Origin of the sequence: Niabella ginsenosidivorans, from assembly GCF_001654455.1 — a bacterium.
GTDB lineage: Bacteria > Bacteroidota > Bacteroidia > Chitinophagales > Chitinophagaceae > Niabella > Niabella ginsenosidivorans.
Map to the genome: position 1 here is coordinate 3,468,023 of NZ_CP015772.1, position 17,989 is coordinate 3,486,011.

Sequence of the window (17,989 nt, forward strand, 5' to 3'; positions counted from 1 at the left end):
AATGATCAGGGGAGATAATGATCCGGTATTGAAAAATCAGGATGAATTTATTGCAACAACTGCTGCAGAAAAAACTGGAAAAGGGTATTCCAATATAAAGTTTCTGATTGCAGGAATCATTTTTGGTATTGTGCTGACAAAAGCCCAGGTCATCAGCTGGTTCCGCATACAGGAAATGTTTCGCTTCCAGTCTTTTCATATGTACGGAGTGATCGGCAGCGCCGTTGGGGTGGGAATGCTCTCAGTATTCCTGATCAAAAAATTCAACATAAAAACGATCTCAGGGGAAAAAATTGAAATACCTTCTAAAAAATTTAATAAGGGACAGATCTTTGGCGGGCTGATCTTTGGAGCGGGCTGGGCGCTTACCGGTGCCTGCCCGGGCCCTTTGTACGCCCAGATCGGCACAGGAGCCACGGTAGTCATCATTACCCTGCTCAGCGCGATTGCAGGCACCTGGGTATATGGAAGGATCAGCCAGAAACTGCCGCACTAAAATTTAAGATTTCTCCTGATTTGTCCGGATTATCCGGTTTTTCATGTCATTATTCCCGGTACTTTTACAGTATAAAACAGGCCTGTCTATGAAGGGGATACTTATTTTTGCAGCACTGGTCCTGTCTGGAATGATCAGTTCCGGGCAGACAGTCATTCATCAATCATTAAAAAATAAGCTGGATACTATTCTGATAATGGATCAGGGCATCAGAGAATACATAGTGGGCAATCCCACCGAAACAAGAAAGGACACGATCTCCAAACTACTGAAAATACCACGGGATTCGCTGGACAGGAATGGCTGGGGCATTATGAATAGCATCGATAAAATGAACCTGGCAAAGGTTGAAAAAATTATCGCCCACTATGGTTATCCAGGAAAGTCGCTTGTTGGTGAGCCCACCAATACTGCTGTTTTTTTTGTAATACAACATTCCGACAAAATCCCCTTTTACTTACCACTGATAAAAAAAGCTGCTGAAACAAAAGAACTCCCGTTCCGGTACTATGCGATGATGCTGGACAGAAAGCTGGCAGGCGAAGGAAAAGAACAGGTCTATGGCACCCAGGTTTTCAGTCAGCAGATCACTGATCCTGGAACAGGGGAAAAGAAAATGTTTGACTATGTTGTTCCGGTCAGAGACCCAAAAAATGTAAACAAAAGGCGGAAAGATGCCGGCTTTGATTCCACCATAGAAGAAAATGCATTAAGGCTTGGTGTAACCTATAAACCCTACACCTATGACGAAATCTATAAAATCACCGGTCAAAAGAAATGATCAATAGCGTTTTACTTCCACCAGGTGATCTATTTTTTCTTTCGTATTCCAGGCCGAATGAATGGCCAGTGCCGCACCAACTGCCGTAGCCTGTGATACGGACGCAGCATACACTTCCAGCTGCGGGAAGGCCTTTGCCAGCAGGTTCATAAAGATTCCGTTGCGCGCGAATCCCCCGTCAACATACAGCTGCTTTACCGGTGTATTGCTCAATACCAGCCGGGTTGATCTTTCCTGTTTCCTTACCAGGTGGGCGATCAGTTCATGATAGGCTTTCTGTATGGTTGCCCCTTCTGAGAAACGGAATGCAGCAGTGGGGTTAACGCCGGGCGCATCAGCCAGTAATTCCGGATCATAACGGATATCATGTAAACAGGCAGGGTTCACATGAAAATGATCCGCCAGTTTTTTGACCTCCTGCTCATGCTCATTGCCTGCAAACAATCTTGATGATTTTAACGGGCTTCCTTCATAAGTAAGGTACGATAAGCAATCCTGCCTGAGCTCTGCTACAGTAAGCGGGGCTTTATTAAACGGGTTCATAGAAATGCACCAGGTTCCGGTAGAAAGCAGTAAAAAGGGGGCTTTGATCACCTGCATATAAGGAATAAAGGCAGCAGAGCTGTCATGCAGGCCAACCCCGCATTTTAACGGCTGTCCCTCAATCATTGCATTAACGGTGTCTTTTGATGAAAAGACCGGCGCCAGTTTCTGATCCAGACCCTCGGCTGCAACCCAGCGGTGATACCTGTTTTCCTGAAAATTCCATAGCGCGGTATGACACCCGATGCTGGTAATATCGGAAAACAGCTGCCCGTGGATCAGGTAGCCCATATATTGGGGCAGGTGCAGGGAGGTATGTATTTGCCGGAATAATGCCGGTTTCTGTTCTTTTATCTGGTATAGCTGCAACCCTGAATTCAGGTTGCCTAAAACAGGTGATGCCGTTTCTGTTGCAAACAGATCGGCACCGCCGTATTTTGCATAAAAGGCCGTTTCCAATTCCCCGGGGAAAGGTTTTAAATAATTATACAAAGGCGCAATGGCCTTGCCGGAAGCGCCTAAATGCACAAAACTGGCGCCATAAGCAGAAAAACTGACCGCTTTTATTTTTATACCGGGGTCTTTTAATTTGGCAGCCAGTTTGCCCTTTACCCATTGGGTCAGCAAACGGATATCATCACAGGCAAAACCATCTTCATCAACCGTTTCCTCAAAGGAGTGGCAATCCTCTTCCACAATCTGATAGTCCTCATTAAAGAAAAAAAATTTCTTATTGGTTTTTCCAATATCGAAAACTGCTATTCCTGGAATCGCGCTCATTTATATATAGAATCGAGATTTGAGTGTTCCGATTTGAGTGTTGAGTGTTCAGTTAGCATTGCATTCTTCAGATCCCGCTTCCTGCTTTCCACTTGCGGCTTCCTACTCGCCACTCCCCATTTACTATTGACCATTGCCTCTATAACCCGGTTGCCACCGCATGCTCCCCGCGCTCTTTTACCAACTGCTCCCGCACTTTCAATTGCCGGTACAAACCAATAGGATCCAGTGCAGCACCTGCTTTCAGCCTTGCTGCTGCCAGCAGGGGGCGCACATCTGTGCGGTAGGCTCCCTGCAGCAGTTCCTGTGCCAGCACCACATCATTGTTCTGTTGTGCGGCTTCCAGTTTTTTCGGATCAACCAATAATGCCTGGGCATACGCTATTTTTATGGCTTCCACGCTTTGCAGCAGATCTTCCAGCGGGTCTTTTACGTTATGACTGGCATCTATCATCCAGCCCAGGTCTTTTGTATGATCCATTCCACGCGCATCCATTCCTTCTACCAGCTCTTTAAAGATCAGGAACAACTGATAAGGCTTAATGCTTCCCACTGTAAGATCATCATCGCCATATTTGCTGTCATTAAAATGAAAACCGCCCAGTTTTTTCTCATTCAGTAACAGGGCTACGATCTGCTCAATATTTGCATTGGGCAGGTGATGCCCCAGATCAACCAGGGTATAAGCCTTATCGCCCAGCTTGCTTGCAAACAGGTAAGACTGTCCCCAATCTCCTACTGTTGTTGAATAAAAATTGGGCTCATACGCTTTATATTCTACAAACATTTTCCAGTTATCCGGCAGGGCATCATAAATAATACCAAGGCTGTCCAGCGTGTTATTAAATGCTTTGCGAAAATTCAGCTGTCCGGGAAAGCAGGAACCGTCTGCCAGCCACACTGTCAGGGATTCAGCGCCCAACTCCTTTCCATATTTTATTACTTCGATGTTGTGATCGATTGCCTGCTGACGCACCGCTTTATCTACATGCTGTAAGGAGCCAAACTTATAGCTCAGTTGCTGACCCGGCTGATCCTGGAACGTATTGGAGTTCATGGCATCAAACTTCAGGTCCAGTTGGGCGGCCAGTTGTTTCAATGCACCTGCATCTTTGGGAATATCCCAGGGAATATGCAGGGAAATAGCGCCGCTCGATCTGTTCAGCTGGTGCAGCAATCCCACATCTTCCAGTTTCTGTTCCAGGGTAGAAGGTTCGCCCTTTCCGGCAAACCGCCCGAAACGCGTACCGCCATTCCCCAGGGCCCAGGAAGGGATCGCTACCTGGAAGTCTATCAGCTTTTTTATAAGGGCATCTGCATTTGGAATACAGCCGGAAACAAATTCAAAGTTTCGCTGGTGTTGTTTCAGTAATGCCTCGTTATGCTGCTCTATCTGCAATTTCGTTAATAACATAAATGTATTTTTTTCAATCAACAATCAGGGCCCTGATAAATATACAACTATCAAAGCCGGTTTTCGTACACCTGTTCACCAAAAGATTAAAAAACGAGTTGACCGGCTAGACAACCATCAACTCTTGTATTGCTTGTTATATGAAGACGTTTTTTTATCTCAGGAAAGCCGCTGCTACTCCGCCATCCACATTCAGCACATTACCGGTCGACTTATTTAACAACCCGCTTACAAATACAAAACAGGCGTTGGCAATGTCTTCCGGCAGGATCATTTCATTCATGAGCGTGCGCTTTGCATAATAGGCAGGTAATTCTTCTACTGTTATGCCATAAGCTTTTGCCCGTCCTTCTGCCCAGCCACCGGCCCAGATGTTGGAATCGGCGATCACCGCATCGGGGTTCACGCTGTTTACACGGATCTTATCGGCTCCAAGTTCGGCAGCCAGCAGCCTCGACAGGTGCGCCTGTGCGGCCTTTGCAGAACCATACCCTGCATTATTAGGCCCTGATACCACCGCATTTTTTGAAACGATATTGATTATATCTCCTCCCATCTCCTGCTTCCGCATAACAGCAACACCTTGTTTGGAAACAATAAACTGCCCCTTAACAAGGATGTCATACAGCCGGTCCCATTCTTCAATGGAATGGTCTGTTATAGATTTTGAAATGCTGATACCTGCATTATTGACGATGATGTCCACGCCTCCAAACGCCAGCACTGCTGCATCCATTGCTGCTTTTACAGAATCACTGCTGGTTACATCCAGCATCACAGCAGCTGCGGTATCTTTGCCAAACTGTTTTTGAAATTCGTTCCTGGTTACTTCAACCCGCTCCGCGTTAATATCATTAATGATCACACAGGCGCCTTCTGCAGCAAACTTTTTGGCAATGGCTTTTCCTATGCCTCCCCCGCTGCCTGTGATGAGCGCTATACGCCCACTCAATGGCCTGGGCTTTGGCATGCGTTGCAGCTTTGCCTCCTCCAGCAGCCAGTATTCAATATTAAAAGCTTCCTGCCTTGGCAGGGAGGTATAGGCAGAAATGGCTTCTGCCCCGCGCATTACATTAATGGCATTGGTATAAAACTCCGCTGCTACCCTTGCCGTTTGCTTATCCTTTGAAAAGGCAAACAGGCCTACACCCGGGTAAATAATGATCACCGGGTTGGGATCGCGCATGGCAGGACTGTCCGGGTGTTTGCAGGCATTATAATAATCTGCATACATTTTCCGGTAGTCTTCAAACAGTGGTGCTATTTTTTCCCTGATGGCCGTTACATCATCCAGCGCTGCATCCGGTGCCAGGTTCAGCACCAGCGGACTGATCTTGGTACGCAGAAAATGATCAGGGCAGGAAGTGCCCATAGGCGCCAAACGATCCAGGTCATTGGAATTAATGAATTCCAGCACTTTTTCATCATCTGTAAAATGGCCTACCATCTTTACGTAGGAGGAACAAAAACCTCTTAATACGGGAGCCAGCGCCGCTGCTTTTTTCAGCCGCTCTTCTTTTGAAAGTGCCGTTACCTTTTCTCCGCCGAACACCGGTCCGTTCTTTCCGATATGCGCTTCAATATATTCAGCGCATTTTTCAATCACTTCGAGGGTATTCAGGTAGCTTTCATAAGCAGTATCACCCCATGTAAATAACCCGTGCGACCCCAACATAATACCCCGGATGCCGGGGTTCTCATCCAGGCATTGCTTCAATTGCAACCCCAGGTCAAAGCCCGGTCTTTGCCAGGGCACCCATCCTATGGATCCGCCAAACAGCTCTGCTGTTATTTTCTTTCCGTCCTTTGCAGCAGCAACAGCAATAGCAGCATCCGGATGCAAATGATCTATATGCTTAAACGGAAGGAATGCATGTAATGGCGTATCAATAGAGGGGGCTTTTGAATTAAGGTCATAAATACAATGATTGAACAGCTCTACCATCTCATCTTCCTGCTCAATGCCCCGGTAAATTGCCTTAAGGCTGCGTAAACGGTCTACATATAAGGCGGCCAGCCCTTCTTTTTTTAAAGTGCCCAGATCCCCCCCGCTGCCTTTTACATAAAGGATCTCCTTTTGCTCATTGGTAAGCGGGTCATTGGCCATTACCTTGCAGGAAGTATTACCGCCGCCATAGTTGGTCAGCCGTAAATCGGCCCCTAACAAATTAGAACGGTAGATCAGCAATGCCACTTCATCACCTTCCAGCGCTGCGGCCTTTGCATCATCCCATAAATAGCTTACATATTTAAACGTTTTTGCTTCAACACTCATATACTATCAGATTATTTTTTATACATTATCTCAATGAATTTCCATAGCCCACCAGCAATACGGACACCAGAATGATCAGGATTCCACATACAACGGTAAACAACGTTTTCCTGCTCACCCCTTTCCACTCTTTTAATACCAGTCCCCATACATTAGCGATCAATATAATAAAAGCCATATGCAGGATCCAGGAGCTGGGGCCATTTCCTAATTTGCTCTCCCCCATTCCATAGAAAAAGAACTGCAGGAACCAGGTAGTGCCTGCCAGGGCGCAAAAAATAATATTCGCCAGGATGGGCGTACGGGCATTGGTATAATCACCAAAGGTTTTATTACGGGCATTCAGGATCAGGCACCAGATCAGGTTGGTGGTCAGCCCTCCCCAAAGGATCACTATATAGGACACATTATTCTGGAAAAGGAACTCACCCTGACCAGGATGCGCCGCCTTCCACAAGGCATTGGCGGCATCCGCCATTGGTTTTCCGGCTTCAATACCAAAATTAAAGCAGGCGCTTAGTATGCCTGAAATGATGGCTACCAGCAAACCCAATCCAAACTTATATTCATCTTTACCGGATAAATGATCAGCTTCTTTGGCTGCGGTATTCTCCAGACCGGGAATCGCTTCACTATCTGCTGTCGCTGCCGTTGTCAGCTCCTTCTCTTTGCGCATGCCGGCTTTCCCAGAAACGATGATGCCCATGATACAGACCAGTAATCCTCCCATCACCACCCTGCCCCAACCGGTTTCAAACAGCATTCCTATTGTATCTTTCCCATCAGCCGGATTGACCTGGTAATACAAGGCGGGGATCAGCGCACCAAAGACCATGCAAAGCCCCAGGATGATGCTGCTGCCCAGCGATACGCCCAGATAGCGCACGCCCAAACCATACGTTAGTCCGCCAATGCCCCATAGCAGTCCAAACAAATAAGCATAGCCCAGTGTGCCGGGCTCCGTGGTTTTAATGATCTCCCAAAAACCGGGAACGGTTAACCAGGCGGCTAAGGGCGGAACGATCAGCCAGGAAAAAATACCTCCTGCCAGCCAGTAAGATTCCCACGACCATCCTTTTACCTTTTTGTAAGGAATATAAAAACTGCCGGAAGCGAAGCCACCGATAAAATGAAAAAAAACTCCTAATAATGCATTCATGAACGGCCTTTAATCAATATAGTTAAGCAATCCTTTGCCCTTCAAAGATATTTGATACCGGTTATCCAACCGTCATGCACTGTCATGGGTAGCCTCCTGTACGGGCACGAACCTAAAAAAACCGCTCTCCTCAAAAAGAAAGCGGTTCATCAATATAAAACCTAATCAACTATTAAAAACGATATCCCACGGAAATGCCAAAGCCTCCATTCCTCAGCACCGCACCATTGTTACCACTATGATCCCTTGGCTCCAGGTTCGTAAAGCTGGTTTGTCCGTTTAACTGCAGGGAAACCCGGTTCGCAAATTCGTAACCGATCAGCACATTACCCCCTACATCAAAACGCCTGCCATACAAAAGAGTATTGGGGTCATTGTTGTCCTTTGCATAGTCATTGGTAAAATACAAATCGCCGGTGGTTGTTTCTCCCTTATAGCGGCTTTTGTAAGTACCTCCCGCAGCGTATGCAAGGTAGGGGCCTGCTCCAATCATAAAATGACCCGCACCGGCCTGCGGCTTAAAAATAAAATTCAGGGGCACCTGCACATTATAAACATTCACGCGGGTATAATCACCGGAGCCTTCTGTTCCTGATACATTCCCTGTATTCATATACTCATCTGCATCATAGGTTAATTTTGCACCGCTCATGCTGAACAATGCAGCCGGTTGAAAAAACGCTTCATAGCCTATAGGAATGTCAAAAGTAACGCCCGCATTCACACCAGGCGTTAACTGGGCGCCTGTAACTTTATATCCGTTTTCATCCCTTATATACAAGCTGGAAAGATTCAGCCCTGCTTTAACTCCTACATCTACCTGGGCCATAGTAACACCTGCAATGCTGATGGTTATGGTTAGAAAAAGCAATTTCAAAAAAGACTTGTTTTGTTTCATAAAATAAAGATTTGATTTAAAATTCCCTGCTACTACAATGTATCAGACGTTCTTTGGACAATAAATAGTTTCATAAGTAGCCTGATCCCGTGGATTTTATCATTTCTTTTACAATTGAGGGCTTATGTAAAATTATTTATACAAATAAAACAACCGGCCCGGCTGATTGTTTATACCGGCCGGATTACCGGTACTACTGATTCGCACAGTTGCTTACCTGGTCATAACAGGCAGGTACATGCTCCAATCAATCGGGATCATTGGTTTAAACAGTTCCGGTATATCCGGAACAGGGCATTATACGGGTATCCTGATAGCAATCGGCAGATAGCCTTATATAAAAATCCTTTTTATATAAGATTTTGTTAACAGATAAGAGGCTGTCAAAATAAAAAAACCGCCATATCGGCTGAAGCGAAGCGAAACGGAGATATCTCATAATCAATACAAAACATTTTATGAGATTTACCTTCGGTGAAAAAGTTCTCGGCTACACTACGTTTCGAAATCACGACTTTTGATACACCCCCGCCAGGTTCTTTTTAATCCTTTTTCTTACCAGCAGGCATTTCACCGGGGGCAGGCTCTTTCCAGTCCAGTTGCAGCAGCGCAGAAGTATCAGTCCTTACCTTATACCGCAGCAGATCGTCTTCTTCCAGCTTTTCACCCAAAGAAGGGATCATTGTTTTTAATTTTTTCTTCCATTTGCCATGGAACCGGTCCGGAAAACATTTTTCCAGCAGGTTCAGCATGATGGACACTGCCGTTGATGCGCCCGGGGATGCGCCCAGCAAAGCACCAATCGTACCGTCCTGGCTGGCAACGATCTCCGTTCCAAATTGTAATGTGGCGCCTTTTTCAGGGTCCTTATAGATGATCTGTACGCGCTGCCCGGCATCCTCCAGCTTCCAGTCCTTAGCCTTGGCATTCGGGTAAAATACCCGCAAAGATTCAATACGGTCTGCAAATGAAAGACGGAGCTGCTGTATCAGGTATTTTTCAAGATCATAATTCTTTAGCCCTACCTTCATCAATGAAAAAATATTCCAGTATTTGATGGATTCAAACAGATCCCAGTTGGATCCCTCTTTCAGGAACTTCGTAGAGAACGTAGCAAAAGGGCCAAACAAAATAGATGTCTGATCACCCATCACACGGGTATCTAAATGCGGCACGCTCATGGGTGGGGCGCCTACAGAAGCCTGCCCGTATACTTTTGCCTTATGCTTTTTTACTACTGCCGGGTTATTGCACACCAGCCACTGACCTCCTACGGGAAAACCACCATACAGCTTACTTTCAGGAATATCGCTGTCCTGCAGCAGGGCCAGTGATCCGCCGCCGGCGCCTATGAATACAAAGCGGCTGTAAACGATCATTTTCTCCCCGGTGGTCATGTTCTTCACTTTTACCTTCCATCTGCCATCATCCTGCCTGATCAGGTCGTATACCTCATGCAGCAGGTGCAGCTGTGTATTTCCGCGTGCCACCATATTATCAATAAAAATCTTGGTAAGAGCGCCATAATCCACATCTGTTCCCAACTCCGTATAAGTAGTCGCGATCTTTTCCTTCGGATCGCGCCCTTCTATCACCAGGGGGATCCACTTTTTGATCAGGGCAGGGTCTTCTGAATACTGCATTCCCCGGAACAATTTGTAGTGCTGCAGCGCCTCGTGTCTTTTACGCAGGTATTTTACATCCTTACTGCCCCGTACAAAACTCATATGCGGCACTGTGCGGATAAAAACCCGGGGATCCCGGATCTGTTTTTCTTTTACCAGGTAAGCCCAGAATTGTTTTGATACTTCAAACTGCTCAATAATATCCAGGGCCTTATGCGTATCAATAGTGCCGTCTTCTTTTTCCGGGGTATAATTCAGCTCACAAAGCGCGGAATGACCGGTACCGGCATTATTCCAGGCATCAGAGCTTTCCCCGGCCACTTTCCCCAGACGTTCAAAAATATGTATGGTATTTCCCGGTTCCAGTTCATTAATAAAAGCGCCCAGCGTAGCGCTCATAATTCCCGCACCAATCAGTACCACATCTGTTTTTATTTCCTTTCTTTTTGCCACTTTCAGCGATTTTATAATTCAAAAGATGCGCAAAATTAAAAGAACTGAAGGATCGCAATAAACTGATTTTATGATTTTCTTTATTTTTTTACAAATGCTCCGGTATGAACAGTTGTTTCCCGGGCTCCTGCCAAGAATTTTAATACGCTTTCAGTTTGCAGAGAATCAATTGCTATCGCCCCTAAATGATTCCTGTTCATTCACCGGTGTAAAACACTAACTTTAATTCAAAAAACGATGATCTGGAAGCAACCTGTTGATCTCGGAAGCTTAAACAATCCCCCGGAATACATGGGCACTTTTTTAGATATCCGGTTCACGGATGTAACAGAAGATTCGCTTACAGCCACTCTGCCCGTTACCAAAAAGGTACTGCAACCTTATGGCATTTTGCATGGCGGGGCCTCCGTAGTCCTTGCTGAAACGGTGGGCTCCTATGCCAGCGCGCTGGTCATTGACCCGGATCAGTTTATGGCGGTTGGTCTGGAGATCAATGCCAACCATTTAAAACCCGTTTTATCCGGCATTGTAAAAGCAGTTTGCCGCCCGCTGCACCTGGGCAGGAAAACCCATGTATGGGACATCCGGATCTTTAATGACCAGGATCAGCTTACCTGCATCAGCCGGCTGACCGTAGCGATCATTTCCAAACAGCAGTTTGAATAGATGTATCGCCCGGGCAGACTTTTGAAAATTTACAAGGTGAAACTGACAAAATGACCCAGCGTCCATCCGTGGTACTGCATTTGATGTAGTTTGGAAAAATTGCAAGTAACTATGGTACAAGAAAAAGGCTCTATTTCTATTCATACGGAGAATATTTTTCCGATCATTAAAAAATTCCTCTATTCTGATCATGAGATCTTTCTTCGCGAATTGGTTTCCAACGCAGTAGATGCTATACAGAAAGCAAAGCGCCTGGCAGCGCTGGGCCAGTTCAATGGTGAGATCGGCGCGCCCCTGGTAGAAGTAAAAGTGGATAAAGCCGCAAAAACCATTACCATTTCTGACAATGGGATCGGGATGACGGCCGACGAAATAAAAAAATACATCAACCAGATCGCGTTTTCCGGCGCGGAAGAGTTCATGGAAAAGTTTAAGGAAGCAAAGGATGCATCGGAGATCATTGGTCGCTTTGGCCTGGGCTTTTATTCTGCTTTTATGGTAGCCAACAAAGTGGAAATTCAAACCCTCAGCTACCAGCCAGGGGCAGAACCTGCAAAATGGACCTGCGACGGGAGCACTGAATTTGAGATCAGCGAAGGCAGCCGTACTACCCGTGGAACGGATGTGATCCTGTATATAAATGATGAGAACTCTGAATTCTTAGAGGATCACCGCATTGAAGGCATTTTAGATAAATATGCAAAATTTCTTCCTGTTCCGGTGCAGTTCGGAACAAAAACCGAAAATGAACCGGATGGCGAAGACGAAGAAGGCAAGCCAAAATACAAAAGCATTGAGGTACCCAATATTATCAATACCGGTGTGCCTATCTGGACAAAACCACCCAGCGAATTAACCGATAAAGACTACCTGGACTTTTACAGGGAACTGTACCCGATGAGCGAGGACCCGCTGTTCTGGATCCACCTGAATGTGGACTATCCTTTTCACCTGACCGGTGTTTTATATTTCCCCAAGATCAAGAACGATATTGAGCTGCAGCGTAACAAGATCAAGCTGTACAGCCGCCAGGTGTTTATTACAGACGAGGTAAAGGATATTGTTCCGGAATTCCTGATGTTGCTGCACGGTGTGATTGATTCGCCGGACATTCCGTTGAATGTGTCCCGCTCCTTCCTGCAATCCGACGGGAATGTAAAGAAGATCAACACCTATATTACCAGGAAAGTAGCAGATAAATTAGCAGAGCTGTTTAAAAATGATCGTAAAAGCTACGAGGAAAAGTGGAGCGACATCGGCGTGTTTGTAAAATATGGCGCCATCAGCGAGCCAAAATTCTGGGAACGTGCAAAAGATTTTGTACTGCTGGTCAATACCAAAAAAGAATATTACACATTAACCGAATACAGGGAAAAGGTAGCCCCTGCCCAAACTGACAAGGACGGGAACGTGGTGTACCTGTACACTCCCAATGCAGAAAAACAGGACGCCTATATACAGGCCGCCAATAAGAAGGGCTATGATGTGTTGCTGATGGACAGTCCGCTGGACAATCATTTTATCAGCCATCTTGAAAGAGACCTGGAAAAAGTGCAGATCAAGCGGGTGGATGCGGATGTACTGGAAAAGCTGATCGATAAAGGAGAAGAGATCACCAGCAACCTGTCCGAAGAGCAGACAAAAGAAATAAAGGAGATCTACGAAAAGGCGATTACCAAACCGGGCATGGAAATAAGCGTGGAAAATCTTTCGCCGGAAGCAATGCCTGTTAGTGTAACCATGGATGAGTTTATGCGCCGGATGAAAGATATGGCAGCACTGGGCGGTGGTATGAGTTTTTACGGGGCAATGCCTGATAAATACAAAGTAGCCATTAATGCCAATCACCCGTTGGCTACCAGGATCCTGGCGGAAACCAACGAGGAAACCCGCAAGGCATTAGCCCAACAGGCGTTTGATCTTGCCCTGCTGGCACAGGGCATGCTGACCGGTGCAGACCTGACCTCCTTTGTAGAAAGAAGTGTGCAGATGATCTAGGTTAGCACGGGAAAATGCTTTTTGCAGAAGGTGACTAAAAAGAACCCTTGATTGTCACCCCGAAACTTCGGGGGAGCCTGACGAAATATAGACAATCAAGGGGTTAGCCTTCGTCAGGCTGACATTACTTTTAGTTACCTCCTGCTTCATTCATCTGCCCGCTGTAAACAGGAAATATCGAAGATTTCCTGCGTTCGCCCGCCGTCAATATCGACTGAAGCGAAGCGGATATCTCATAATCAATACAAAACATTTTATGAGATTTACCTTCGGTGAAAAAGTTCTCGGGCTACATGCGTTTCGCTGAAATGACGACTTTTGATACACCCTCAATATTCCGTTTTTATTCCGTGCTCTTTTCCCCGTTCGCCGGCAGGAATCGCATTCTACTGATGTTTCTATCTTCCTGCAATCTGCTCCTCAGCCTTTCTCTATAAAGAACCTCCGGTAAATTCCGGGGAAACCCTTCAGCATGTCCTGTGCTACAGCAACCCCACACCGGTGACCCGCGCCGAAGGCTTCTTCCGGTCCTGTCTCCGGATGCAGTGAACCTCCCTGTTTTCTCAACAGATCGGCAGGGCAGATAAGTGTAAAACAGTGATGATCAAATATGCCTGGGTAAAAGCTAAAAGAGGGAAATTGCATTAACGGGCTCCCGTTAATACTAAAGGCGGGTTCGGTTAGCTGTGCCATACATAAGGCTTTTTGTGATTTATAAACAAACCGTTTCAAACCATCCGTTCATTATCAGCAAGCAACAGTTTGTTATTAAAAACAATACGCTATAGTTAAAAATTAAAATTTATATTAGCGGCTATCAGTATCTGGAACTGAGGATGTATTTTTTCTGTATTCTTCCTTAAATTTGCAAACAGCCAGAAATGACCCTGCTTTCCCGGTTGTAAGAAATTGACTATGTCCCTTGAAACGAATTAGCGGAAAGATCCATCAGCTCAGGAGCAGTATGAATCTTTCAAAGATCATTGCTCTTGTAAAGGCCTCTTCAAAGAACAGCCTTTATCTTGTTGTGCTTTTCATTCTGGCTGAATCCGCCGTTTTCTTTACTTCCCTGTACCTGTTAAAAAAGCTGGTCGACATTGTGGCGCATGTTCAGCAGCATTCTGAACAAAGCTACCGGCAGATCCTCATTTATGTAATTGCCGCGGGTGTTGCAGGGGTGGTTTACTTAATGATCCGCTCCTATAGCGCCTATCTGGTTGAGGCACAAGCTGCCAGGGTAGCGGAATACGTAAATGAGCAGATCCATACAAGGGCAGTAAACCTGGATCTGTCGTTTTATGAAAGCCCCTCTTACTATGATACGCTGAAACGTGCTATGGACAGTGGTGCGGAGCGGCCCAGCCTGATCATTACCACCCTGATAGAGCTATTAAAAAACGCAGCCTCACTGGCCGCCGTGGGCGCTGTTCTGATCCTTATTAACTGGATGCTGCTGCCACTGCTTGCACTTTTTATTCTGCCAACGCTTTTTGTGCGCTTACATTATTCAAAAAAGCTGAACGACTGGCGCATAGCGCAAACACCCCTGGAACGAAAATCTGCCTACTACTCCACACTGATCACAACCGATACAGCGGCTAAAGAGATCCGGGCTTATGACCTGGGTAATTATCTCAAAAACCAGTTCGTAGCCATCCGTAAAACCCTGATGAAAGAAAAGCTTGCGATCAATTTAAAACGCACCCGGCTCGAATCATTTACCACGGCTATGTCCAACATCGGTGTTTTTGTCTGCATCGGGTTTATTGCATTAAAAACCGTCAGTGGTGAAACAAGCGCCGGCGACATTACCTTATTCCTTGTGGCGTTTCCCCAATCCTTTACCATACTGCAGAACATTGCCGCCGGCATTTCTCTTTTATTTCAAAACAGCATCTATGTAAACAGCATCTTTGAGCTGCTGGAACTGAAAGACCGGCTCAGCGAGCCCCGGGAGCAGCCAGCCCCGCTGCCGCAACAGGGAAAGGAATTAGTGCTGGAGAATGTATCCTTTACCTATCCGCATGCGGCAGTGCCCACATTAAAAAATATTAACCTCAGCATTCCTTCCGGCAGGATCATTGCGATCGCCGGCCTGAACGGAGCCGGCAAATCCACTCTCATTAAACTGCTTTGCCGCTTGTATGATCCCGGTTCAGGAAAAGTGCTGCTCAACGGAACGGATATACGGAACTATGATGCCCATGAATTCCGCAAAATGATCGGCGTTGTATTCCAGGACTTTAACAGGTACAGCTTTACGGCCGCAGAAAATATATACCTGGGCAATATACAGGCTCCTTTTGATGAAAGGAGAGCTAAGGAAGCGGCAGAGAAATCCGGAGCCGCAACGTTTATCAATTCCTTCCCCAAACAATATGATACAGTAATGGGGCGCCTGTTTGAAGACGGACAGGAAGTGAGCATCGGCCAGTGGCAAAAGCTGGCCCTGGCCAGGTGTTTTTATTCAGATGCCCAGTTTCTCATTCTTGATGAAGCCACCAGTGCGCTGGACGCAGCTTCTGAATCAGGGCTTTTTGACACCCTGAGGGAAAAGCTGGACAACAGAACAGCAATCGTGATCAGTCACCGGCATTCTTCCCTCAAACACGCCGATTACATTTATTTCCTGGACGGTGGTACCATTGTGGAACAGGGTACTGACCAGGAGCTGATGGCCCTGCAGGGCGCTTATGCTAAATTATTTACAGAAAAAGACCTCTCCACTCCACAATGAGCAAACACAACTATCATATAGCTATTTTATCCTGTTGTATTGACGACTGGGGAGGCAGTGAGGAGCTATGGGCGCGCAGCCTTCCCCTGTTGATTAATGAAAACTGCAATTGCAGGCTTTATAAGAACAGGATTAACTTTCAGCATCCTGAAATAAAAAAATTAAAAGAGCTGGGCGTTCGTTTTTCAGAGCTGGATCCGCAACGTTCAGGTATAGGAAACGTGGCAAGAAAAATGCGGCAGATCATGAATCGCCTTACCGGCCATACTCATCAGAACCCGCTTACCTTTAGTCCGCTGCCTGCTGTTTTTCATAAACAGTTGCGCAAAAACCGTCCCGATTTTGTCATTATTGCCCAGGGAATCAATTTTGACGGGCTGGAATTTGCTTATGAATGCAGGCAATTGAACATTCCCTACGCCGTAATTGCGCAAAAGGGAGTGGATTTTTACTGGCCGCCAACCCGGTACAGGGAAGAGATGAGAAGAACGCTGCAGGCTGCGCAAAAATGTTATTTCGTATCAAAACATAACCAAACGCTTACAGAAGAGCAACTGGGCCTGCGCCTGAAGAATGCGGAGCTGGTCTCCAACCCGGTAAAGCTGCCACGCGCACCACTGCCTTTTCCATCTGCCGGCAATGGCTACAAGCTGGCCTGTGTGGCCCGTTTATTTATTATTGACAAGGGACAGGATATTTTACTAAGGATACTCAGTAAAGAACCCTGGAAAAGCCGGAACATAGAGGTTTCCTTTATTGGCTCGGGGACTGACGAGCAGGGGCTAAAAGAGCTGGCGGCGCTGCTCAATATAACCAATGTAACGTTCCGGGGCCAGTTGAATAATATTAGCCGGGTTTGGCAAACCCATCATGCACTTTTACTACCTTCGCGTAGTGAGGGCATGGCGCTGTCTGTTCTGGAAGCAATGGCTTCAGGCCGGCCGGTGATCGTTACCAACGCGGGGGGTCACGCCGAGATCATCCGGCATGGCATCAACGGGTTCATCAGCGATGCAACGGAAACCGCTTTTGCTGCAAACATGGAGGAAGCCTGGCAACAAAAAGAGCACTGGGAAAAGATCGGGTTACAGGCCTCTCAATTTATTAAGGATCATGTACCTGAATCTCCCGAACATAATTTTTCATTATCAATTTTGAAACTGCTAAATGATCTCTAAGCCTCTCGTATCTGTTATCATGCCTACATATAACAGAGCCACTAAAATATTGAATGCAATTAACAGCGCATTAGGGCAAACATATACCAACATCGAAATACTGGTAGTAGACGACGGCTCAGCAGACGCTACCCGGGAAGTTTTAAAGGACGTGCAGGGAATCCGGTACATCCGGCAGGAGCACGGCGGGCAGGCCAGGGCCCGCAACACCGGCCTGGCGCTTGCAAAGGGCGAGATCATCGCTTCCCTTGACTCAGATGATATCTGGTACCCGTCTTTTTTAGAGAGATGCGTAGATAAGCTGACTGCGGACAACCTGGATTTTGTTTTTGCCAACTGGGACCAGGAAACGGGGGAGGGCGCTACTGCCGATTTCCTTACCCAGCACATTTATATCCAACCCTATTTTCATAAGATGAAAGACGGATGGGTAAACCTTACCAATGATGAGATCCGGAAAGTGTATTTACAGGGCTGCCCCTCCCCCTCATCGGCGCTGATCATACGGCGCTCCATAATGGGCTCCGGCTGGAACCCGGAAATAAAGATCGGGGACGACTGGTATCTATACCTTAACGTGATCCTCTCCGGAAAACGAACGGCCGCTTTTACCCTTGACCGTTTATGGAGAAAATGCATCGATCAGAAAAATATATACGACGGGCGCAAAAGAAGCGAGGTACTGGAAAACCTATATATAGCAGACCTCCACAAAATGATTACCGCATTCAAAGACCGCCTTACTCCTGAGGAATTAAAGTTTCTCCAAAACAAGCATGTATACAGTCTTGTAGAACTGGCCAAACATAATCTGATCAGGGAATTCAACCTTGTAGAAACGGGGAAACTCCTGGGGCGCTCTTTCAGCATTGATGCGGCCCATGCTTTTAAATCGATTCCCGAAGTGATCAGCTTTGGACTGAAAAGAAAGCTGGGCATTTACAGAACCAAAAGGGATGGCAGGAGCAAAGCAAACTAAAGGGCAT

At 46.4% G+C, this 17,989-nt stretch carries 14 protein-coding genes; 7 read left to right on the forward strand and 7 right to left on the reverse strand.

Translation table 11 applies throughout. From position 1 onward, the window contains the following. Position 1: 1 nt before the first annotated feature. Complete coding sequence (locus A8C56_RS14510; RefSeq protein WP_084490219.1) at positions 2-496, forward strand: DUF6691 family protein; 495 nt, start codon at positions 2-4, stop codon at positions 494-496. 88 nt (positions 497-584) lie between these two features. Next, positions 585-1,277, forward strand: a complete 693-nt coding sequence (locus tag A8C56_RS14515; protein WP_067762071.1) for a DUF6624 domain-containing protein — start codon at positions 585-587, stop codon at positions 1,275-1,277. Here the strand turns inward: A8C56_RS14515 and A8C56_RS14520 are convergent, their stop codons facing one another. The 6 genes from A8C56_RS14520 to mqo all read right to left on the reverse strand — a co-directional run bounded on the left by A8C56_RS14520 (position 1,278) and on the right by mqo (position 10,424). Then, positions 1,278-2,600 (reverse strand): FGGY-family carbohydrate kinase, encoded by a 1,323-nt coding sequence (locus A8C56_RS14520; protein ID WP_067757421.1) that lies wholly within the window; start codon positions 2,598-2,600, stop codon positions 1,278-1,280. Between the two features lie 139 nt (positions 2,601-2,739). Next, a complete protein-coding gene (locus A8C56_RS14525; RefSeq protein WP_067762074.1) occupies positions 2,740-4,014 on the reverse strand; it encodes a TIM barrel protein in 1,275 nt (424 codons plus the stop codon). A gap of 154 nt (positions 4,015-4,168) precedes the next feature. Next, positions 4,169-6,289, reverse strand: coding sequence for a bifunctional aldolase/short-chain dehydrogenase (locus A8C56_RS14530; protein ID WP_067757425.1), 2,121 nt, complete (start codon positions 6,287-6,289; stop codon positions 4,169-4,171). A gap of 25 nt (positions 6,290-6,314) precedes the next feature. After that, entirely contained in the window at positions 6,315-7,448 is a 1,134-nt protein-coding gene (gene rhaT / locus A8C56_RS14535; protein ID WP_067757428.1) for an L-rhamnose/proton symporter RhaT, read from the reverse strand. Positions 7,449-7,620: 172 nt separating this feature from the next. After that, entirely contained in the window at positions 7,621-8,346 is a 726-nt protein-coding gene (locus A8C56_RS14540) for an outer membrane beta-barrel protein (RefSeq protein WP_067757437.1), read from the reverse strand. 542 nt (positions 8,347-8,888) lie between these two features. Continuing rightward, positions 8,889-10,424: a malate dehydrogenase (quinone) gene (mqo, locus tag A8C56_RS14550; RefSeq protein ID WP_067757443.1), complete on the reverse strand. Its 1,536-nt coding sequence runs from the start codon at positions 10,422-10,424 to the stop codon at positions 8,889-8,891. A gap of 237 nt (positions 10,425-10,661) precedes the next feature. On the opposite strand from mqo, the gene A8C56_RS14555 reads away from it, so the two are divergent. After that, on the forward strand, positions 10,662-11,090 hold the full coding sequence (locus A8C56_RS14555; RefSeq protein WP_067757445.1) for a hotdog fold thioesterase: 429 nt from the start codon (positions 10,662-10,664) through the stop codon (positions 11,088-11,090). 111 nt (positions 11,091-11,201) lie between these two features. Next, positions 11,202-13,088, forward strand: coding sequence for a molecular chaperone HtpG (gene htpG / locus A8C56_RS14560; protein WP_067757449.1), 1,887 nt, complete (start codon positions 11,202-11,204; stop codon positions 13,086-13,088). Between the two features lie 420 nt (positions 13,089-13,508). Here htpG and A8C56_RS14565 read toward each other — a convergent pair whose 3' ends face one another. Next, the gene (locus tag A8C56_RS14565) at positions 13,509-13,781 is read right to left on the reverse strand and encodes a hypothetical protein (protein ID WP_067757451.1); all 273 of its coding nucleotides are present in this window, start codon (positions 13,779-13,781) and stop codon (positions 13,509-13,511) included. Positions 13,782-14,010: 229 nt separating this feature from the next. Here A8C56_RS14565 and A8C56_RS14570 point away from each other — a divergent pair, with 229 nt between their 5' ends. The 3 genes from A8C56_RS14570 to A8C56_RS14580 are packed head-to-tail and all read left to right on the forward strand — an operon-like array spanning position 14,011 to position 17,982. After that, entirely contained in the window at positions 14,011-15,825 is a 1,815-nt protein-coding gene (locus A8C56_RS14570; protein ID WP_084490221.1) for an ABC transporter ATP-binding protein, read from the forward strand. Beyond that, a complete protein-coding gene (locus tag A8C56_RS14575; protein ID WP_067757457.1) occupies positions 15,822-17,003 on the forward strand; it encodes a glycosyltransferase family 4 protein in 1,182 nt (393 codons plus the stop codon). Before A8C56_RS14570 ends, A8C56_RS14575 begins: the two co-directional genes overlap by 4 nt. Next, positions 16,993-17,982, forward strand: coding sequence for a glycosyltransferase family 2 protein (locus A8C56_RS14580; RefSeq protein WP_067757459.1), 990 nt, complete (start codon positions 16,993-16,995; stop codon positions 17,980-17,982). The genes A8C56_RS14575 and A8C56_RS14580 overlap by 11 nt, the downstream gene beginning before the upstream one ends. Positions 17,983-17,989: the final 7 nt, after the last annotated feature.